The 20,516-nt window shown below is 63.9% G+C and carries 17 protein-coding genes; 13 read left to right on the top strand and 4 right to left on the bottom strand.

From position 1 onward, the window contains the following. The first annotated feature begins 179 nt into the window (after positions 1 to 179). The 3 genes from BLV45_RS19950 to BLV45_RS19940 all read left to right on the top strand — a co-directional run bounded on the left by BLV45_RS19950 (position 180) and on the right by BLV45_RS19940 (position 4,479). A complete protein-coding gene (locus BLV45_RS19950) occupies positions 180 to 1,739 on the top strand; it encodes a S53 family peptidase (protein WP_090535711.1) in 1,560 nt (519 codons plus the stop codon). 128 nt (positions 1,740 to 1,867) lie between these two features. Then, on the top strand, positions 1,868 to 3,523 hold the full coding sequence (locus BLV45_RS19945) for a S10 family peptidase (RefSeq protein ID WP_090535710.1): 1,656 nt from the start codon (positions 1,868 to 1,870) through the stop codon (positions 3,521 to 3,523). Between the two features lie 686 nt (positions 3,524 to 4,209). Further along, positions 4,210 to 4,479 carry an RNA-binding protein gene (locus BLV45_RS19940; protein ID WP_090535709.1) on the top strand — a complete coding sequence of 90 codons (270 nt, stop codon included), beginning with the start codon at positions 4,210 to 4,212 and terminating at the stop codon, positions 4,477 to 4,479. Between the two features lie 114 nt (positions 4,480 to 4,593). Here BLV45_RS19940 and nadE read toward each other — a convergent pair whose 3' ends face one another. After that, complete coding sequence (gene nadE / locus BLV45_RS19935) at positions 4,594 to 5,445, bottom strand: ammonia-dependent NAD(+) synthetase (protein WP_090535708.1); 852 nt, start codon at positions 5,443 to 5,445, stop codon at positions 4,594 to 4,596. A gap of 469 nt (positions 5,446 to 5,914) precedes the next feature. Here nadE and BLV45_RS19930 point away from each other — a divergent pair, with 469 nt between their 5' ends. Then, the gene (locus BLV45_RS19930) at positions 5,915 to 6,841 is read left to right on the top strand and encodes a L,D-transpeptidase (RefSeq protein WP_090535707.1); all 927 of its coding nucleotides are present in this window, start codon (positions 5,915 to 5,917) and stop codon (positions 6,839 to 6,841) included. Between the two features lie 166 nt (positions 6,842 to 7,007). On the opposite strand, the gene BLV45_RS19925 is transcribed toward BLV45_RS19930, so the two are convergent. Together BLV45_RS19925 and BLV45_RS19920 are read right to left on the bottom strand one after the other, a co-directional pair. Continuing rightward, entirely contained in the window at positions 7,008 to 7,886 is an 879-nt protein-coding gene (locus tag BLV45_RS19925; protein WP_090535706.1) for a DMT family transporter, read from the bottom strand. Between the two features lie 122 nt (positions 7,887 to 8,008). After that, positions 8,009 to 9,565, bottom strand: a complete 1,557-nt coding sequence (locus BLV45_RS19920) for an ABC1 kinase family protein (protein ID WP_090536295.1) — start codon at positions 9,563 to 9,565, stop codon at positions 8,009 to 8,011. 155 nt (positions 9,566 to 9,720) lie between these two features. On the opposite strand from BLV45_RS19920, the gene BLV45_RS19915 reads away from it, so the two are divergent. Beyond that, entirely contained in the window at positions 9,721 to 10,476 is a 756-nt protein-coding gene (locus BLV45_RS19915; protein WP_090535705.1) for a DeoR/GlpR family DNA-binding transcription regulator, read from the top strand. A 51-nt stretch (positions 10,477 to 10,527) separates the two neighbouring features. On the opposite strand, the gene BLV45_RS19910 is transcribed toward BLV45_RS19915, so the two are convergent. Further along, positions 10,528 to 11,670 carry a 2-aminoethylphosphonate--pyruvate transaminase gene (locus BLV45_RS19910; protein ID WP_407671042.1) on the bottom strand — a complete coding sequence of 381 codons (1,143 nt, stop codon included), beginning with the start codon at positions 11,668 to 11,670 and terminating at the stop codon, positions 10,528 to 10,530. 301 nt (positions 11,671 to 11,971) lie between these two features. Between BLV45_RS19910 and phnS the strand changes: the two genes are divergently transcribed. The 8 genes from phnS (at position 11,972) to BLV45_RS19870 (ending at position 20,097) form a co-directional block, all read left to right on the top strand. Then, positions 11,972 to 13,060, top strand: a complete 1,089-nt coding sequence (gene phnS / locus BLV45_RS19905) for a 2-aminoethylphosphonate ABC transporter substrate-binding protein (protein WP_090535703.1) — start codon at positions 11,972 to 11,974, stop codon at positions 13,058 to 13,060. Between the two features lie 50 nt (positions 13,061 to 13,110). After that, positions 13,111 to 14,211 carry a 2-aminoethylphosphonate ABC transport system ATP-binding subunit PhnT gene (gene phnT, locus BLV45_RS19900; RefSeq protein ID WP_090536294.1) on the top strand — a complete coding sequence of 367 codons (1,101 nt, stop codon included), beginning with the start codon at positions 13,111 to 13,113 and terminating at the stop codon, positions 14,209 to 14,211. Further along, a complete protein-coding gene (locus BLV45_RS19895; protein ID WP_090536292.1) occupies positions 14,189 to 15,112 on the top strand; it encodes a 2-aminoethylphosphonate ABC transporter permease subunit in 924 nt (307 codons plus the stop codon). The genes phnT and BLV45_RS19895 overlap by 23 nt, the downstream gene beginning before the upstream one ends. After that, a complete protein-coding gene (gene phnV, locus BLV45_RS19890) occupies positions 15,102 to 15,965 on the top strand; it encodes a 2-aminoethylphosphonate ABC transport system, membrane component PhnV (protein WP_090535702.1) in 864 nt (287 codons plus the stop codon). Before BLV45_RS19895 ends, phnV begins: the two co-directional genes overlap by 11 nt. Before the next feature lie 78 nt (positions 15,966 to 16,043). After that, positions 16,044 to 16,799 carry a phosphonate utilization associated transcriptional regulator gene (locus BLV45_RS19885; protein ID WP_090536289.1) on the top strand — a complete coding sequence of 252 codons (756 nt, stop codon included), beginning with the start codon at positions 16,044 to 16,046 and terminating at the stop codon, positions 16,797 to 16,799. 22 nt (positions 16,800 to 16,821) lie between these two features. Beyond that, the gene (phnA, locus tag BLV45_RS19880; RefSeq protein ID WP_090536287.1) at positions 16,822 to 18,081 is read left to right on the top strand and encodes a phosphonoacetate hydrolase; all 1,260 of its coding nucleotides are present in this window, start codon (positions 16,822 to 16,824) and stop codon (positions 18,079 to 18,081) included. Continuing rightward, positions 18,078 to 19,532, top strand: coding sequence for a phosphonoacetaldehyde dehydrogenase (phnY, locus tag BLV45_RS19875; protein ID WP_090535701.1), 1,455 nt, complete (start codon positions 18,078 to 18,080; stop codon positions 19,530 to 19,532). The genes phnA and phnY overlap by 4 nt, the downstream gene beginning before the upstream one ends. A gap of 4 nt (positions 19,533 to 19,536) precedes the next feature. After that, positions 19,537 to 20,097, top strand: a complete 561-nt coding sequence (locus BLV45_RS19870) for a phosphonate degradation HD-domain oxygenase (RefSeq protein WP_090535700.1) — start codon at positions 19,537 to 19,539, stop codon at positions 20,095 to 20,097. The last annotated feature ends 419 nt before the right edge of the window (positions 20,098 to 20,516 follow it).

The raw sequence follows: 20,516 nt of genomic DNA, 5'->3' as shown, positions 1-20,516 counted from the left end.
GGTGTGACGACACGAGGAACTGTGTTTGAATGGATCTGTCGGACCGTTCAGCGATGTCGTTGAAACGCAGGCACTGCGCGGGTTTCGGGGTACACACGGCTCGCCTTTCCGGAGTTCGTGCGAACTTCGCGATGTGAGCCGCGTGGCGTCAGGTCCGTGTACGGAGGAGTATCGATACCATGGCAAAACATCCACTGGCTGGAAGCGATCGGGCGGTGCAGGCAGGTTCGAAGGTGGTCGGCAGCTGCAATCCGGCGGAAACCATCGAGGTTGTCGTCATGCTGCGTCGCCAGGACGAGCCACAGTTCCAGGCGCTGATGAAGCAGATCGAATCGGGTGACCCGAAAGCAAAGCCCGTCTCGCGCGAGGAATTCGCGAAGCGGTTCGCCGCCGCGCCCGGCGATGTCGCGAAGCTGAGAGCATTCGCGCAGGCACACGGGTTGAATGTCGTTCGCGAGGACGCCGCTGCGGCCACCGTCGTGCTGAGCGGCACGATCGCGAACTTTCAGGGTGCGTTCGACGTACATCTTCAGCATTTCGAGCATCACGCGATGGGCCAGTACCGCGGCCGAACCGGCGTGATCAGTGTGCCCGACGATCTTCACGGCATCGTCACGGCAGTGCTGGGGCTCGACAACCGTCCGCAGGCGCGGCCGCACTTTCGCATCCGGCCGCCTTTCGCCGCGGCACGAACACATCAGGCTGCCTTCACGCCGTTGCAACTCGCGCAGTTGTACAACTTCCCGGCTGGTGACGGCCATGGCGAGTGCATCGGCATCATCGAACTCGGCGGGGGTTATCAGGCGGCGGATCTCAAGTCCTATTTTTCGGGGCTCGGGGTCGCCATGCCGAAGGTGGTCTCCGTCGGCGTCGATCAGGGCGGCAACCAGCCGAGCGGGGATCCGAACGGGCCTGACGGCGAAGTCACACTAGACATCGAGATCGCGGGGGCCATCGCGCCAGGCGCGACGATCGCCGTCTATTTCACCGCCAACAGCGATGCCGGCTTCCTCGATGCGGTGAGCCGCGCGGTGCATGATGCGACCCACAAACCCTCGGTCATTTCGATCAGCTGGGGCGGACCGGAATCGATCTGGACCGCGCAGTCGCTGAACGCATTCAACAGCGTATTGCAGGCTGCCGCGACCATGGGCGTGACGGTCTGCGCGGCATCGGGCGACAGCGGATCGTCCGACGGCGTCGGCGATGGCGGCGAACACGTCGATTTTCCAGCGTCGAGCCCGTACGTGCTTGCTTGTGGCGGCACGCACCTGCAGGCGTCTGGCACGTCGATAACGCAGGAGGTCGTCTGGAACGACGGGACGGACGGCGGCGCGGGTGGTGGCGGCGTCAGCACTGCGTTCCCGGTGCCCGCGTGGCAGAACGGGTTATCCGTCACGGCCGTGCAGGGCGGCAAGACCGCGCTCAGTGGGCGCGGCGTACCCGACGTGGCGGGGGATGCGTCGCCCACCACGGGCTATGACGTGCTGATCGATGGCGCACGCACGGTGGTCGGCGGCACGAGTGCGGTGGCGCCGCTCTGGGCTGCGCTGATCGCCCGCATCAACTCGGCAAAAGGGCAGCCTGCCGGATTCGTGAATCCAAAGCTTTATCAGGCTCAAGGTGTCTGCAACGACATCACGCAGGGCAACAACGGCAGCTTTTCCGCCGGCCCGGGATGGGACGCATGCACGGGTCTCGGCAGCCCCGATGGCAAGAAGGTGGCGGCAGCACTATAGTTCGGCGAGCGGGTTGCCGGTCAGTCACGAAGGCGTGGCGCCGGTAGTCCGCGTGGCGTCGAGGATGGACGGCATCTTGCAGGACTCACAAGACCTCACAAGACGTTAACGAATTCAATGGAGCGATCATGACGAATCCCGAGTCAGCTTCAGGCAGTTCACAGTCGCCGCACAATTCAGCGGCGTCCCCATCGCCAATGGCGGCGGCCGTGCCGCATCGGGCAGGAGACAAGCCGTTCTTCGATCCGGTCGCCTACGGCAACGGTCCGGACGACGCCGTGACCGACAGCACCGAGAACGCGGCGATCACGAAGCACACCATCACGATAGGTGGGCGCAAGATCAACTACACGGCGACAGCAGGTCACCTCGTGACGGTCGACTCGAGCAGTTCGCTACCGAGCGCGAAGATGTTCTACGTGGCGTTCACGCAGGACGACCAGAAGGAAGAAACGCGCCCGGTCACGTTTTTCTATAACGGCGGTCCGGGGTCGTCTTCCGTGTTCGTGCTGCTGGGGTCGTTCGCGCCACGTCGCATCAAGACCTCGATGCCGGGTTTCACGCCGCCGGCGCCGTATGCGATGGAAGACAATCCCGACAGCCTGCTCGACAAGAGCGACCTGGTTTTCATCAACCCGGTCGGCACGGGCTATTCGGCGGCCATCGCACCGCATAAGAACCGCGATTTCTGGGGCGTGGATCAGGACGCCGATTCGATCAAGCAGTTCATCAAGCGTTTTCTGACGAAGAACAGCCGCTGGAATTCGCCGAAGTTCCTGTTCGGCGAATCGTATGGCACCGCGCGCAGCTGCGTCCTCGCGTACCGTCTGCACGAAGACGGCGTCGATCTGAACGGCATCACACTGCAGTCGTCGATTCTCGATTACACCCAGGCGGGCAATCCGGTGGGTGCGCTGCCCACCGCGGCCGCGGATGCGTGGTATCACCGCAAGCTCGGCGTCGCGCCAACGCCGACCGATCTCGGCGCGTTCGCTGAAGAAGTGGCCCAGTTCGCGCGCACCGACTACCTGGCCGCGCTGCGCAAGTTCCCGACCACCGACAGCGCGACGGTCGAAAAGCTGAGCGAATACACCGGTATCGACAAGACCACCCTGCTCGCATGGAGTCTCGATATCGCAGGTTACGACAGTCGGGGCAATTCTCTTTTCCTGACCACGCTGCTGAAATCGAAGGGGCTTGCGCTTGGGGAGTATGACGGCCGCGTCACCGGAATCGAAACGGGCATCGCCGGCAAGATCGACCCGAATTCGGGCGGCAACGATCCCACGATGACAGCCGTCACGGGCGTGTACACGGCGATGTGGAATGTCTATCTGAATGAACAGTTGAAGTTCACGTCGAATTCCTCGTTCACCGATCTCAACGACCAGGCCTTCGCCAACTGGGACTTCGGCCACATCGACCCGACCGGTACGCAGAAGGGAGTCGATTCGAAAGGCAATATCATCCTGTACACGGCAGGCGATCTGGCTGCGGTGATGGCGCTCAATGTCGATCTGAAAGTGCTGTCGGCGAACGGTTTTTACGACTTTGTCACACCGTTCTATCAGACCATCCTCGATTTGCAGGAAATGCCGCTCGTGAGCAATCAGATTCGCCAGAACCTGTCCGCGCGCTTTTATCCGTCGGGGCACATGATTTACCTCGACGCCGGATCGCGTACGGCGCTCAAGGCCGATCTCGCGAAAATGTATGAATCGGCGATCGCCAATACGGGTGCGATGATGCGCATCCGGTCTCTGCAGGCGCGCAGCAAGAGCTGAAGAGGGCGTGCAGATAGAAACGGCGAGCTGACGCAAGTCAGCCCGCCGCCTCACTTGTTACTGCACACATGCGTCAAACCGCGACGCACGCGACAGTCTGGTAAGGGCTCGCCACGGCGTAACCGCGTGCAGCCCTTTTCCTCGTGCTCGCCCACCGCATGGCGGCGGACGATGCCGTCGTGTCACATTCGATGCGCACGCCAGCCGCCCCGTAAAACAACCCGTACAACCTCGATAACCCGCCGGAATGCCCGTTTTATGGCAATCGACGCCTGCTACCCCCGTTTCGGCCCTGTGCGACAGGTCATGAAAAGGATCGTGAAAAAAATGGTTCTTGCGATTTTTTTGTCGCTCAATCAGGTACAGTTCATTAACAACGTCTTGTATGGCGCATGAGCGAGGCACATCAGCGTTTTTTGAATGGGTCCGAGTGCCCTGATGCCGTTGAAACTGCCGGTCGCCTTATGTCATGGCAAATTGTCGCATCGCATTTGAAGCAGGTTCTGACTATCCTGATATCAGGACGAAATGCATAGGGGAGATTTGAAATGATTATTCTTTATATCTCGGTGGCGTTGCTCGGCGCGGCGATTATCCGTCATGCGGCTGCGAAAAACAGGCGTGAACGCCTGCAGCCGGTTCGTGTGCGCAGTAGTGAGCGGCGTAACCGGTAACCGTGGTTCGCCATGAATCTTACCGTCAGGAATATTCCGAAGTCGTGTACCGAGCAGGAAGTGAGTGACTTTCTCAGGAAAGAGTTAGGACACTACGCGTCCGGGATCCAGGTACACGAGATCGGTACGTCCACTGCATATGCCGTCGTCGAGCTGGACGCGAGTGTGCCGTACGTCGGTGAGGTCATCGCGCGGCAGGTTAACGCGCTCCATCTGAACGGCGCGGCACTCGAAGCCAGCTCCTCGATATTTAGTGACGAACCGCCCGGGCGGCAACAGTGAAACAGTGAGCCGGTTCGTCGTGCTTGCCTGATCGTCCAGTCATCTTCAGCACTTGTTCAACGCGCATCGACGCTCCCGTGTCGATGCGCGTTGTGCTTTCCAGTCGCTGTTCCGCTATTCGTTCAAAGGCCAGTCGAATGGCGTATAGGGCAGCGCCCGCTTGTGTCGCGTTGCGTGATAGAAGCGGAAAACGGTCTCGTACGCCGCGTCGCTGACTGGCTTGCCCTCCAGAAAATCGTCGATTTGCTCGTAGGTGATGCCATACGCATCTTCGTCGGGGCGTAGTGGACGCAGCGTTTCCAGATCCGCCGTAGGTGTCTTCGACGCCATGGCTTCCGTGGCGCCCAGTGCATGCGCCAGTTCGCGCACCCGGCGTTTGTTCAGCCCCGCCAGCGGCAATACGTCGGCCCCGCCATCGCCGAATTTCGTAAAGAACCCCATCACGGATTCAGCCGCATGATCGGTGCCGATCACGACGCCGGCCCGCGCGCCGGCCACCGCGTACTGCGCGATCATCCGCTGGCGCGCCTTGATGTTGCCAAGGACGAAGTCCTGATGCGCGGCGTCGCTGAACGGCGTGCCGCCGGCGGCAACGGCGGCCAGCATGGCATCGGCGGCGGCTTTGATGTCGACGGTCAGATTTTCGTCGGCGCGGATGAACGCGAGCGATTGCTGGGCGTCCTCTTCGTCGTGTTGCGTGCCGTATGGCAGGCGCATCGCAATGAAACGTGCCTCGTGCCCGTCCGCCCGTAGACGTTCGACGGCAAGTTGCGCGAGCCGTCCCGCAGTCGTCGAATCGACGCCGCCGCTGATGCCGAGCACGTAGGTCTTCAGTCCGTTGTCGTGCAGATAGCGCGCGAGAAACGCGACCCGTCTTTCAATTTCATCCGCTGCGTCGAATCGCTGGGCGACATGCAGTTCTTCGATAATGCGCCGTTGAAGCAGGACGGAATCTGGCGGTGTCATCGGTTTTCCTTTGGCGTATTTGACGGATTTCGTCTTGTGAGTATCGCGCAATGTGTGATTCGGGGCAGTCGCCGTGTGGTGGCTAACGTCCCGTTCGCCGGTCAACGTTCAATACCTGATCGTCACGACGAACAATCCTGGTAATATGTCTGGAGCCTCTCGCGTGCTGGTTGATAGCGTTAAATTCAAAACCGGGCTCGCCCGAAGAGACGAGATGAACATCGACACATGTCCTGATCAGGCCGACGTAAAACATCGAACAACAGTCGTGGGCGCCAGGTCTTCCGGCGTTCGGCAATTCGACCGGCGTTATCGCTGGATGGGCCCCGCGGCCGTGGCTTCGGTGTGTGCATTGTCGTGCGCGTTCGCGTTTGCCGCCAGCCCCGCATCGGTCGTGACGGCAACGCCGGCCAGCGGCGCGGCGTCGATGGCGCGGCCGATGCCGCCGCTGCTTCCCGCAACACCTGCCATGCCGGCAAGCTCATCCGGGCCCGCGTCGGCATCGCCATCGGTATCGGTGCCCGCATCGGCACCCGCATCGGCCCCCGCATCGGCACCCGCATCGGCACCCGCATCGGCACCCGCACCCGCACCCGCACCCGCACCCGAGGCCCGCAGCGTGGTCGATCCGCGCCGGGCGCTGCTCATGCGCAATGCGTTCGCACGCGAAGTCACGCGTCGCCTGAAGGTCCCGGCGGCGGATCAGGCCGCGTATGGCGCGCGCCTGCAGGCGGCGCTGGCGGCAAAAGATCTTGGCGGCCTGGCGGGTGAATATGTGGTGCTGGTGGACCGCAGCGCCAACGTGCAGGCACTCTTCATCTATTTCCGCGCGACGCCGGCTGACAAATGGCAGATGATCGGCGCGTCACCGGTCGCGACGGGCCGGCCTGGCGAATTCGATCATTTCATCACGCCGCTCGGCGTTTTCGAGCATACGCCCGACAACATGGACTTTCGCGCCGAAGGCACGATGAACCAGAACGGCATTCGCGGCTACGGCAAGCGTGACATGCGCATTTTCGATCTGGGCTGGGCCGAAGGCGAGCGCGGCTGGGGGAAGGGCGGCGTGTCGCAGATGCGCTTCCAGATGCACGCAACCGATCCCGACCGGCTCGAACCGTTGCTTGGCATCCGCCATTCGAAGGGATGCGTGCGCATTCCCGCGTCGCTGAATGTGTTTCTCGATCATCACGGCATTCTCGACGCCGAATACGAAGCGCTCGTCGCGTCCGGCCGGTCGCTCTGGGTGCTGCACTCGGACCGGCAGGTCACGCCGTGGGCGGGACGTTACATCGTCGTGGTCGATTCGCAGCGCAAGACGCGGCCCGCGTGGTCACCGGCGCCTGGCAGCAAGGCCCACGCGAAAATACCAGCCGGCGGCGACAACGCGGACTGACGCACCACGCAATCTGGTCTGGGAGCGGTCGGTGTTGTCCGCGAGGGCGGATCAAGCGTGCGCCGCGCACCGGGCTTGCTGTCGCGGCCCCGTTCTGATGCGTCACGATCACGCGATGCAACGCGACGCAACGTAACTCAACGTCACGCGAAGCGACGCGCCACGGTCAGGACCGTGCGAGCCAGACGCCTGCGAGCGCAAACACGAAACCAGCGATCTGCACGGGCAGCAGCATTTCGCCGAAACCGATATAGCCTTCGAAGGCGGCAAGTGGCGGCGCGAGAAACAGGAGCGCCGTCGCGCGCGACGCGTCGCCGCGCCGGACCATCCAGACAAGCAGCGTCACGCTGACGCCCGAAAGCATCACGATGCCCCACGCAAGCGATGCCCACAGCGGTGCCGAGGAAATCCAGCGATGCTCGCCGAGCGCCAGTGCCAGCACTGCGGCGACGGCGGCCGCGCCCAGATTCTGCACGGCGCTCGCGCTGCGTATGTCGGCCTTCGCGAGCGACGTCTTCTGAAACAGCGTGCCCGCCGTGATCGAAAAGACAGCAAGAACCGAAATGACGATGACGAGCCACGGTGGCGCGCTGCCGTGCGGCACGGGCACACCGGCACCGGCGACGGCGAGTTTCGGCTCCAGTACGAGCGCGACGCCGGTCAGGCCAAGCGCCATGCCGCTCCAGCCGCGCGGGGACAGGCGTTCGCCAAGGAGCGGCGCGGCGACGGCGGCGGTCAGCAATGGCTGGAGCGCGCCGAGTAGCGCCATCACGCCCGCGCTCAGCCCCTGCGCGACGGCCCAGTAGCCGGCGCCGAGATACACGCCCTGCAACAACGCACCGGCGAGCAGATGCTTGCCCAGATCGCGGCCGCGTGGCCACGCGGCACGCGTCGCGAGTGCCACGAGCGTGAAGAGCGCGGCGGTTCCACCAAAGCGTGCCAGCAGAAAGAGATTCGGGTCGGCAAACGGTGTGATCGCGCGGGCGACCACGAAGCCCGTCGACCACAGCACGACGAACAGCACAGCATTGATGGCGACGGACATGGAACGGCGAACGGCTCGCGACGAACGAAAACGGCAGTGTGATCCACCGTGAAAGCGGCGTCTTGTTCGAACCTGCACTGTGTCGCGTGAGCCGGGCGATGCGCGCGGGAAGTCGGCCGGCGTTACTGCGCGAACAGAATCGCGCCTGCGCCCAGCATGGCGCCGCCCACGGCGCACGCCCAGAGCAGCGCGCGGGTGCGCCTGATTTCGCGGCGCAGTTCGCGCGTGAGTTCGGCATCGCGCTGCGCGTGTGTCTGGTCGTGCTGATGCTGGAGGTAGAGCACGGCCAGTTGCGGCATGCGCGGCACGATATGCGCGAGGTGCGGCAATTCCTGCGAAAGGCGCCTGATCCAGCCGCGATGACCGAGATCGCGTCGCGCGATGCCCGCGAGCGTGCGCCGCGCGATGTTCCAGGTATCGACGCCGGGGTGTAACGCGCGCGCCAGCGTCTCGGCCTGCTCGAACGAGCGCTGCGCATTCGCGAGGCGCGGAGACACGGCGCCCTCGAATGGCTGCACCGCATGCAGGAGGTGATGGAACAGCGCGCCGGCTGAACGCGCTTCGGGTTCATCCGCGAAATGGGCTTCCGCGCGGGTGCGCAGTTCCGCTTCGAGCACCTCGGTGCGCGTGCTGGACGGCACGTGACCGGCATCACGGTGCAGGTCGGCGAGTTGCCCGTATTGCTGCTCGAAGAGCGCGCTCGCGCCATGAACGAAGAAGTGGCGCTCCTGCGAGGAGAGGCTCGACATGATCGCGAAATCCGCCAGCACGAGGCGTCCGCACGTATCGGGCTCGATGCTCACCCGCACGCGTTCGGCGTCGAGCGCCGCGTGAAAGAAGCCATGCTCGAACGCCTGCTCGCTGACCACTTCGATGATATGCGCCGCGAGCGTCGCGAGCTTGATGTGATGCGCGTGCAGTCCGATGACGTTCGCGACCGACAAGGTGTCGATCCGCTGCGCGACGAGCGTGGTGGGCGTACACAGATCCCAGATCACGGCTGGCACGGCGATCCGCGTATCGCGCTCGAAGTGATGGCCGGTCTGGCTGAAATTGGCCGCTTCGGCGCGCAGGTCGAAGCGGCGTAGCAATTCCTGCGTGAACGATCCGGCGAGCGCCCGCAGTTGCAGGCGGCGCGCGGTGCCGGAAAACTTCTCGAGCCAGCGCGCGACCCAGCGCAGGAGCGCGGCCTCGTCGCCGATCTGCTCGACTTCCGCCGCGCGCAGCAGCTTGATCGACACATTGCAGTGACCATCGACGGGCGCGACCAGACGCGCGATATGCGTCTGTTCGGCAAAGCCGTTGCGCGCCGGCACGAGATCGACCGATGCGAACAGCGTGGCGAGCGGGCGTCCGAAGGCCGCCTCCAGCGCGCGTTCCACCTCTTGCGGCGGTAGCGGCGCCTGCATGTGGTCGACGGCGTCGATCACGTCGTGCAGCGTGCCGCTCGCGAGTTCCGGATGTTCGGTGAGCGCGGCGGCAAACGCGCTGGCGAGCGGGCCGAGTTGCGGCAGCACGCCATGCAGGCTTGCGCGCGCCTTGTCCGATTCATGCAGACGGCTTGCAAGTGTCGCGGCCCAGCGCAGCTTGTGGTGTTCCGGCGCCGCGAGCCAGACGAGCCGCGCGCCGTAGCGCAAGGCGTGGAACAGTAGCAGGAGTCGGCGAAACAGTGGGCGCATCGGCAGTTCGTTTGACGGAGCGCGCATCGACGATGCGTGACGGGAGCGTTCAGGGTAGCAGGGAAGCGCACGGCGCGGAGCGTTCCGACGGATCGCGTAATACAATACGCCGGCCTTCAGAACTCACGCGTGCCGTCAGCCCGGCACCCCCAGAGATGCTTGCAGAACAACGTCACCAATATATCCTGTCGCAGGTCGCCAGAAACGGCGCGTTGTCGGTCGCTGAACTCGTTCGCGAACTGAACGTCTCGCGCGAGACGATCCGGCGCGATCTGAATACGCTGGCCGGTCGCGGCCTGATCGTGACAACCCACGGCGGCGCGCTGTCGAGCGACCGCCGCGAGCCCGATCTCGATACGCGTGAAGCAGCGAACGCCAGCGCCAAGCGCGCGATCGGCGAACGCGCCGCGCAGTTCATCCCGGACGGCGCCTCGGTCATCATCGACTCGGGCAGCACGACGCAGGCCGTCGCGCGCGCGCTGACCGACCGGCACCGGCTCACCGTCTACACCAACGACTGGCGCATCGCACTGCTGCTCGGCAGACGCAACGACAATCGCGTGACGCTGCTCGGCGGCGAACTGTCGGACCTGGAAGATGCCACGTTCGGCCTCGATACGATCCACCAGCTGGACCAGTACCACGCGGATTTCGCGCTGATCGGCGCGGGCGGCATTTCGACCGATGCGTGGCTCACCGATTACTCGCGCATGGCCGCCGAAGTACGCAGCCGCATGATCGCGGCAGCGGGAATGGTGATCGTCGTCGCGGACAACTCGAAGTTCGGCCGCGTCACGCCCGTGCGGATCAATGGCTTCGAGTCGGCCCGCTATCTCGTGACCGAGCTGGCGCCGGACCGCGCGCTGGCGAAAGCGATCGCGACGCGCGGCCCGGAAATCCTGATCGCCTGAGGCGCCGGTATTTCCACGGCGTTGCCCTTTATTCCGCCGCCGCACCTGCCGTCAGCGTACGCGCACGCCCAGTTTCTTGAGCGAGCGGTCGATCGCAGCCACCGCGCTGTGCAGTTCGTTGGCATCGATGGCGCCGATGCAGCCCACGCGGAACGTCTCCACCTGCGTAAGTTTCCCCGGATACAGCACATAGCCGGCGTCGCGCACGGCCGCGTAAAAGTCCACAAAACGCCACGCCGGGTCTTTCGGCGCGTGGAACGTGACGATCACCGGCGCCTGCACGTCGGCCGCGAGGAACGGCTCGAAGCCGAGCGCTTTCATCGCGTCGATCAGCGTCCGGCAGTTCTGCTGGTAACGCGCTCCGCGCGCCGGCTGGCCGCCTTCGGCGATAAAGCGGTCGAGCGCATTGCGCAACGCCGCGATGACGTGCGTCGGCGGCGTGAAGCGCCACTGTGTGGTCTTCTGCATATACGCGTACTGGTCGTGCAGATCGAGCGCGAGCGAAGGCGAGCGGTCTTCGCTTGCCAGCAGCACGCTGCGCTTCACGATCACGAAGCCCATGCCCGGCACCCCTTCGAGGCACTTTCCGCTCGCCGATATCAATGCGTCGATGCCGCCTTTGCGCAGGTCGACTGGCAGCGCGCCAAACGAGCTCATCGCGTCGACGATCAGGCTTTTGCCATGACGCTGACACAGCGCGGCGATGTCATCGAGGGGATTCAGGAGGCCCGCGCTCGTTTCCAGATGCACCTGCGCGACGTGCGTGATGCGCGCGTCGGTGTTGAACGCATCCTCGATGGCGGCGGCGCTCACCGGCTCGTCCTCGCGCAGCGCAAGCTCCACGTACGCGATGCCCATGCGCTGCAGGATCTTGACGATCCGCGCGCAGTACGCGCCGTTGTTCGGCACGAGCACGCAACCGTTACGTGGCACCAGCGTGCCGATCGCGGCTTCCACGGAGAACGTGCCGCTGCCCTGCATCGGCACGCACACGTAGTCATTTTCGCCATGTACGATTTCGAGCAGGTCGGCGCAGACGGTTTGCGTCATCTGGTTAAAGGCGACATCCCACGATCCCCAGTCGCGCAACATCGCCTGGCGGGTTTCGGGCGAGGTCGAGAGCGGCCCCGGCGTCAGCAGGATTGGATCGTTTCCGAGAATCACACAACCTCCGTAGTCAGATGAAAGGTGCATCTTGCATGCACGAGCAATATGCATATTATTGGCGAATTGTGTCATTTTTTGGAATTCGTGAAAATAGTCATGCGGCTGTCATGGAAACCTGTGATTCTTGCCGTGCCCATTCAGGCAAGGCACGGGGTTGCGGAGCCAATTACCGGCCGGACGTCTCGCTGGAAATGAATCAGTAAGGTTGTCGGCAATCTGCAATCTGGCTGTAGCAATGCAAAAAAACGGGCACGGCGTACGCGCCGTTTCAATCACAACAGGTATGGGGTTTTCCCGACCGTCTGGTTTTTGCCTTTCGGAGAGCGACATGACAGAGAAGAATCAACTTCACACGACGGCCGGCATCGTCCGCAAACTGCTTCCGGCACTGGTGGCCGCGGCGGCATTCGGCGGTGCTGCCTTGCCGGCGCACGCGGCTGACGCGGTGGTGCTGTACACGGCCGACGGCCTTGAGAACCTCTACAAGGACGTGCTGCCCGCGTTTGAGAAGAAAGAAGGCGTGAAGGTCAACATCGTCACCGCGGGTAGTGGCGAAGTGGTGAACCGCGCGACGATCGAAAAGGATGCGCCGAAGGCCGACGTGCTCGTCACGCTGCCGCCGTTCATCCAGCAGGCGGCCCAGACGGGCCTCCTGCAGAACTACGAAAGCGTGAACTACAAGAACGTGCCGGCGATCGCGAAGGCGTCGGATGGCGCGTGGGCGACGTTCGTGAACAACTATTTCACGTTCGCGATCAACCCCGAAGTCACGAAAAACCAGCCGAAGACGTTCGCCGATCTGCTGCATCCGGATTTCAGCGGCAAGGTGGCGTATTCGAACCCGGCAACGGCTGGCGACGGCATGGCCGTGATCATTCTCACGACCTCGCTGATGGGTGAGGACAAGGCGTTCGACTACCTGAAGAAGCTCGAGCAGAGCGCGAAGTTCCACACGAAGGGCACGGGGTATCTCGACGTGCTGCTCTCGCGTAACGAAATCGCGTTCGCAAACGGCGACCTGCAGATGGACCTCGACGACGCGGCCAACGGTGGCCTGTCGCTCAAGCCGATTTTCCTCGCGCACGAAGGCGGCCAGCCGACGACGTTCCAGCTGCCGTATGCGATCGGCCTGATCAAGAACGGTCCGAACCAGGCGGAAGGCAAGAAGCTGATCGACTACCTGATGTCGACGGACGTGCAGTCGAAGGTGCCGGATATTTTCGGTATCCCGGGTCGTACGGACGTTGCGCTGACCGGCAAGAACGGCGAAATCGTGAAGAAGGCGACGGCTGGCGTGAAGGTGATCCCGGTGGACTGGAATCAGGTGATGGCGAAGAAGGCTGACTGGACGGCACGCTGGAAGAACGACGTGATCGGTTCGTCGGGCAAGCAGCTCGAAGTCGTCAAGCCGAAGTAACGCGCGGTCGTTTCCTGTACTAGCACTATCCATGTTGGAGGATGAAACCGGTGAACACGGCCAGTCTTGCTCAACCCGGCGCCCTCGGCGCCGAACCGGAGGCGCTCGGCGATGCGCGTCCGGGCACGCCGGGCGGCGTGCAGATCGATCATCTGACGGTGCGCTTCGGTTCGCGCACGGTGCTCGATGATCTGTCGCTGACGATCCGGCGCGGCGAATTGCTGACCGTGCTGGGCCGCAGCGGTTGCGGCAAGACGACGCTGCTGCGCTTTATCGCCGGTTTCATCGAAGCTGACGGGCTGGCGGGCACGCTGACGGTCGCGGGACGCGACCTGACGCATGTCTCGCCGCATCGTCGCAATCTGGGCCTGCTGTTCCAGAGCTACGCGCTGTTTCCGCATCTCTCTGTATATGAGAACGTCGCGTTCGGGCTGAAGGCACGCCGCACGCCCGCGAAGGACATCGCGCGACGCGTCGCCGATGCACTGAAGCTCGTGCAGCTGGGCGACGCCGGGCACGTGATGCCGGCGCAGCTGTCAGGCGGCATGCAGCAGCGCGTCGCACTGGCGCGCGCGCTCGTGATCGAACCCGACGTGCTCCTGCTCGACGAACCGCTATCCGCGCTCGACGCCAATCTGCGCGCGTCGGTGCGCTCTGAACTCAAGGCGCTGCATGAGCGCTTGCCGAACCTGACGATCGTCTGCGTGACGCACGACCAGGACGACGCGCTCGTGCTGTCCGACCGGACGCTCCTGATGCGCGACGGCCGTATTGCGCAGCTTGGCACGCCGCAGCAGCTGTACGACGCGCCGAACGACGCGTTTGTCGCGCGCTATCTGGGCGCGGCGAACCTGCTGCCTCCACAGGTCGCGTTCGCGATGGGCGATGCACGCTACAACGAGCGTGAACGCGTCGCGTGTCTGCGCCCGGAGAGCATGCGCATCGTGCCGCTTGGCGAAGGGCAGCTGCACGGCACGATCGCTTCGGTGGAATGGTACGGCGCGGTGCTCTCGGTATCGGTCACGCTCGACGCCATGCCGAACGATCCCGTTCTCGTCCAGATGCAGCGCGGCCACGGCATGATGCCGGAGAAGGGCGCGCGCATTTCACTGCACTATGAGGCTGACGATGTCGTTCTTATCCAGCCCTGAAGCGCTCGCCGACGCACATCGCGCGGCCAGCGGCGCGGCGCACCGGGCGGCGGTGCGCCGTCGCGAGCGCGCGGCGCAATGGCATCTGCTGTTTCTTCTTGTCGTCGTGCTTGGACCGCTCGTGGTCTATCCGCTCGTGCGGCTCGTGTTGCTGAGCCTCACCGGGCCGCACGGGTTCAGCGTTCACGCGTACGCGCAGTTTTTCCAGAATCCCGAGACACGCGGCGTCATCGGCACGACGCTGTGGATCCTGTTCGCAAGCGCCGGGCTCGCTTCGCTGCTTGGCGTGGCGCTGGCGTCGCTGCTGTTCTTCAAGCCGTTTCCCGGCGCGCGGATGGTGACGCGCTTCCTCGAACTGTTCGTGGCGTTTCCATCGTTTCTCGTCGCGTTCACGCTGATCTTTCTGTATGGCTCGCAGGGCTCGGTCAGCATCGGGCTGCAACGGCTCTTTCATCTGGAGAACCCGCCGCTCGACTTTCTGTTTGGTATCGGCGGCGTGGTGCTCGCTGAAGTGGTGTTTTACGCGCCGTTCGTCGTGCGTCCGACACTCGCTTCGTTCGCCACGCTCGACATGCGCCTGATCGAAGCGGCGCGCAGTCTCGGCGCGCACGGCTGGATGGTCGCGTTTCGCGTGATCCTGCCGCTCGCGTGGCCGGGCATCGCGGCCGGCACGATTCTCTGTTTCCTGCTGACGATCAACGAGTTTGGCATTCTGCTCGTGCTCGGCAGCGCGCATCTGATCACGCTGCCGGTCGCAATCTACAGTTCGGCCACGGTCGACCTCGACCTTCCGACCGCGGCGGCGGGCGCCGTCGTCATGCTGGCGATGTCGCTGTCGCTTTACGCGCTGTATCGCCAGGTCAACCGACGCAAGACAGGAGGCGCGAGCAATGGACGCTGAACTCGATCCGGTTCCGCTGCCGGCGGTCCATCATCGCGCACGGCCGGTGAAGCGCAACATACTGGTGCGTTTCGCGGGCTCCGTACTGCTCGGTCTCGCGGCGCTGCTGTGTTTCTGGCTGTTCGTGCTGCCGGTGGGCGTGGTCGCGCTCTCGAGCGTCGCGGCGCACTGGTCGGGCACGATCCTGCCCGACGGCTATAGCATGCGCTGGTTCGAACGCCTCGGTTCCAGCGATTTCGATGCGCTCACCACGAGCCTCGAAACCGGCTTCGGCGTCGCCGTGCTCGGCACCGTACTCGGGTTGTGGCTCGCGCTGGCGCTCGAAGGACGCGACCGCCGCGGGCTTGGCGCGCTCGTCGATACGATCGCGATGATGCCCAACGGCGTGCCAAGCGTCGTGCTCGGTCTGGCCGTGCTGATCGCGTATCACAAGGCGCCCGTCGATCTGTCGGGTTCGGCTGCGATTGTCGTGTTCGTGCAGCTCGCGCTCGTCTTGCCGTTCTGCTACCGCTGCGCAAGCGCCGCGTTGCGCCCCGAGCTGACCATTCTGCGTGAAGCGGCGGCCAGTCTCGGTGCGCCGCCTGCGATGGTGTTGCGCCGCGTGGTGCTGCCGCAACTCGTGCCGGCCATCCGCGCGAGTCTCGCGCTGGGTTTTGCGCTGTCGCTCGGTGAACTGGGCGCGACCCTGACCGTTTATCCGCCGGGTTTTGCAACCGTGCCGATCGTCGTCGTCGGGCAGGTCGAGCGGGGTTATTACCTGCCGGCTTCCGCGCTTTCGCTGATTCTTCTGCTCGTCTCGCTCGCTGCGCTGCTGCTGATTGCCGCTCGCGTTCCACGCCGTCGCGTGGACTGACCGGCCGCCGTCCAGATTTTTCCCGTGATGCGTCTCTGTCGGCACATCACGCATATCGATGTGGCAAAAAATGTCGAAATGACCGAAAATATGCAAACCACTGCTGTCGATGCCATTGACGTGGTGCGCAGGCATTCGCTGACAACCCTGGTGCGCGATGCGATCGAGCGCCAGATCGTCGACGGCAACCTCGCGCCTGGCGACAAGCTCAACGAAGCCGACTGGGCCGCGCGGTTGCAGGTGTCGCGCGGGCCGGTGCGGGAAGCGTTCCGCGCGCTGGAGCAGGCCGGACTCGTGCGCACCGAGAAAAACCGTGGCGTGTTCGTGCGCACCGTGACGCTCGCTGAAGCCGACGAGATCTACGTCGTGCGCGCGGTGCTGGAAGAGGCGGCGTGCCGGATGCTGGCGGCGCGTCTCGACGGAACGCAGCTCGCGAAGCTGCGTGGCTGGGTGGAGAGCATGCAGGTCGCGCTCGCCGCGCAGGATGAGGACGCGTACACGCGCGCCAACGTCGCGTTTCACGACACGATCGTGGTGGCGGCGGGTAACGGCAAGCTGTATGAGACGTATCGGCGGCTGGTTGGCGAACTAAATCTTTTCCGGCGTGCGGCGCTTGTCGCGCACGACGATGCGATGGAGCGCTCGCTGGACGAGCACCGCGCGATCCTCGCGGCGCTTGCCGCGCGCGACGCGGAACATGCGGCCGCGCTGATGCGCGCGCACGTGAACGGTGGCCGGCAGCGTGCGCATGAAGCTTGTGAACTGGCTGGAGCGCGGTCGATGCGGTCTGTGGCACCGGCCGCTCCAGTCTCGACTGATGAAGAACGCGCGTGATCGACGCGAATGGATGAAGACGATGTCAAACCAGACTCAACGCAGTTTCGAAGCCAACGGCCGCCAGTACGCCTTTCCGTCCACCCCGGTTGTCGTCGTGTGCGTCGATGGTTGCGAATACGACTATCTGGAAGCCGCGGTGGCGGCCGGCGTCGCGCCGTTCATCGGCAAGATGCTGAAGGGCGACGCGGCCTTCAAGGGCGACTGCGTGATTCCGTCGTTTACCAACCCGAATAACCTGTCGATCGTGTGCGGCGTGCCGCCTTCGGTGCATGGCATTTGCGGCAACTACTTCTGGGACCCGGACGCGAACGGCGGCAAGGGCGCCGAAGTCATGATGAACGATCCCGCGTATCTGCGTGCCGGCACGCTGCTGGCCGCCGCGTCGGAGGTGGACGCGAAAGTGGCGGTCGTGACGGCGAAAGACAAGCTGCGCCGTCTGCTCGGCTGGCAGATGAAAGGCATCTGCTTTTCCGCCGAAAAAGCCGACAGCGTGACGCGCGAGGAAAACGGCATCGACAACGTACTCGATCTGGTCGGCCTGCCGCTGCCGGACGTCTACAGCGCCGGGCTGTCCGAATTCGTGTTCGCGGCGGGCGTGCGGCTCGCCGAAACCCGCAAGCTCGACCTGATGTATCTGTCGACCACCGATTACGTGCAGCACAAGTCCGCGCCGGGCACCGAAGGCGCAAACGCGTTCTACGCGATGATGGACGGCTACCTGGCAAAGCTCGACGCGCTTGGCTGGGTGGTCGCGCTGACCGCCGACCACGGCATGAACGCAAAGCACGATCCGAAGACGGGCGAGCCCAATGTGATCTACCTGCAGGACGTGCTGGACGACTGGCTCGGCGCGCGGACCGCGCGCGTGATTCTGCCGATCACCGATCCATATGTGGTTCACCACGGTGCGCTCGGTTCGTTCGCGACGGTTTATCTGCCGCGTGACGTCAGCGCCGCGCAGGTCATCGAACGCATTGGCGGTCTGCCGGGCGTCGAGGTGGTGCTCGACAACAAGGCCGCGTGCGAGCGTTTCGAGTTGCCGAACGACCGCGTGGGTGACATCGTCGTGGTCAGCACGCGCAACGTCGTGCTGGGCACGCGCCGCGAGCAGCACGACCTGTCCGGCCTGACGGTGCCGCTGCGCTCGCACGGCGGTTTGTCCGAGCAGACCGTGCCGCTGCTTTTCAATCGCCGGATTGAAAGTTCCGCGACGCAAGGCCGACGCCTGCGCAACTTCGACATCTTCGATCTTGCGCTCAACCATGTGGTGAAGTCATGAATGCGCTCATGCATAAGGATCACCCCGCGTTTCGTGTAGAAGCGCTGCGCCTGAAGGGCGAGCGCGCGAGGCGCGATCGCACGCTCGATGTATTCGATCCTTATACGGGGCTGCGCGTGGGTGCTGTGCCGCTTGCAAGCGTCGACGATGTGCGCGGCGCGTTCGAATACGCAGCCGCGTATCAGTCGAAGCTCACGCGCTACGAACGCTCGCGGATTCTTGAGCGCGCGGCTGAGCTGGTGCGCGAGCGCACTGAAGAAGCGTCGGATCTGATTTCGCTCGAATCCGGCCTGTCGAAGCAGGATTCGCGCTACGAGATCGGACGCGTCGCGGACGTGCTGAAGTTTTCGTCGATCGAAACATTGCGCGACGACGGCCAGAGTTTTTCGTGCGATCTCACGCCGCACGGCAAGAAGCGTCGCGTGTTTACGCAGCGCGAGCCGCTCGCGGGCGTGATCGTCGCGATCACGCCATTCAACCATCCGATGAACCAGGTCGCGCACAAGGTGGCGCCGGCGATCGCGACCAACAACTGCGTGCTGCTGAAGCCGTCGGAGAAAGTGCCGCTGTCTGCGTACTATCTCGCGGACATCCTGTACGAAGCGGGTTTGCCCTCGCCGATGCTGCAGGTCGTGACGGGCGACCCGCGCGAAATCGCCGACGAGCTCGTGACGAATCCGCGCGCGGAACTCGTGACGTTCACCGGCGGCGTGGCAATCGGCAAACACATCGCGGCGCGAGCGGGCTACCGGCGCGTCGTGCTGGAGCTGGGCGGCAACGATCCGCTGATCGTGCTCGAAGACGCCGACCTCGAACGTGCGGCCACGCTGGCGGTGCAGGGCTCGTACAAGAACTCCGGGCAGCGTTGCACGGCGGTCAAACGCATGCTCGTGCAAAAGAGCGTCGCGGCGCGTTTCACTGAGCTCGTCGTGGAGAAAACGCTTGCGTGGGTCTACGGCAATCCGTTCGACTCGGCAAACCAGATGGGTACCGTCATAGACGAAGCCGCTGCGATGTTCTTCGAATCGCGCGTGAACGAAGCGGTGGCGCAGGGCGCGCGGCTGCTCGTGGGCAACCAGCGCCGCGGGGCCCTGTATTCGCCGACGGTTCTCGATCACGTTGACCCATCGATGGCGCTCGTGCGCGAGGAAACGTTCGGTCCGGTGTCACCAGTCATCACGTTCGATACGCTTGATGACGCGATCCGGATCAGCAACGGCACGGCGTTCGGGTTGTCATCGGGCGTCTGCACGAACCGTCAGGACGCGATCATCCGTTTCGTCAACGAACTGCGCGTCGGCACGGTGAACGTATGGGAAGTGCCGGGCTACCGGTCGGAGCTGACGCCGTTTGGCGGCATCAAGGATTCAGGCCTTGGCTACAAGGAAGGCGTACAGGAAGCGATGAAAAGCTTCACGAATCTCAAGACGTTTTCGTTACCGTGGGAGTAAGAGCGTGGCATTGAGTCTGGACGACATCCGTACGTTGTTCGAGCAGCACGGCGACGTTGCCTATAGTGGCGAGCCGGTCACGCAACTCGAGCACGCATTGCAGAGCGGCGCGCTCGCGGAAGAAGCGGGCGCGAGCGACGAACTGATCGCCGCGGCTTTCCTGCACGATCTCGGCCACTTGCTGAACCAGCAGGGCGAGACGCCGACGGCGCGCGGCATCGACGACCTGCATCAATATTTCGCATTACCGTTCCTGCGACCGGTGCTGCCCGAGGCGGTACTCGAGCCGATCCGGCTGCATGTGGACGCCAAGCGCTGCCTGTGCGCGATCGACGAAACGTACTTCAGGCAACTGTCGGCCGACTCGGTGCGAAGCCTCGAGTTGCAGGGGGGTATCTATAGCAGCGAAGAAGCGCAGGCCTTCCTGGCCAAACCCTACGCGGAAGACGCACTACGCCTGCGCAGATGGGACGACCGCGCGAAAGAAGCGAACCGCGACACACCGTCCGTCGATCACTTTCTGCGGATCGTCGGACGGCTGATGGAGAAGCAGGTCACGGTCTGATCGACGGCATTCCTGCGCAGTGGAATCCACCTCCCTGATCCCCACAATCACCGTATTGAGGAGCGGTATTTCTGTTCTCAAACCGTTCTTAAAAATAACGCTTGCCAGGGCCGAGTGAGGTGGCTAGAATCTCGATCTTTCGCGCTTTCGCAAGGAGGCGCGGGGAAGCGGGAAGCCAGAGTGGGCAAGGCTTTGCGGGGCGCTGGGCGGGTGGGGTGGTTAAAAAAACCTGTTGACGACCAAGCAAACGTTCTTCATAATCTCGTTTCTCTGCTGCGGATGCAGCGACGTGCAACGAAGCGGTGCCGGGTGGTTGGAAGTGGGCGCGGTTTCGGGTGGTGGGCGCGGACTTGATCTTTAAAAATTAACAGTCGATAAGTGTGGGCGCTTGATGCGCGACGCGCGGTGGATCCTTCGGG

The organism is Paraburkholderia sartisoli (assembly GCF_900107685.1).
GTDB classification, from domain to species: Bacteria; Pseudomonadota; Gammaproteobacteria; order Burkholderiales; family Burkholderiaceae; genus Paraburkholderia; species Paraburkholderia sartisoli.
The sequence above is the reverse complement of the archived record's forward strand: the minus strand, read 5'-3'. Positions and strand labels throughout refer to the sequence as shown.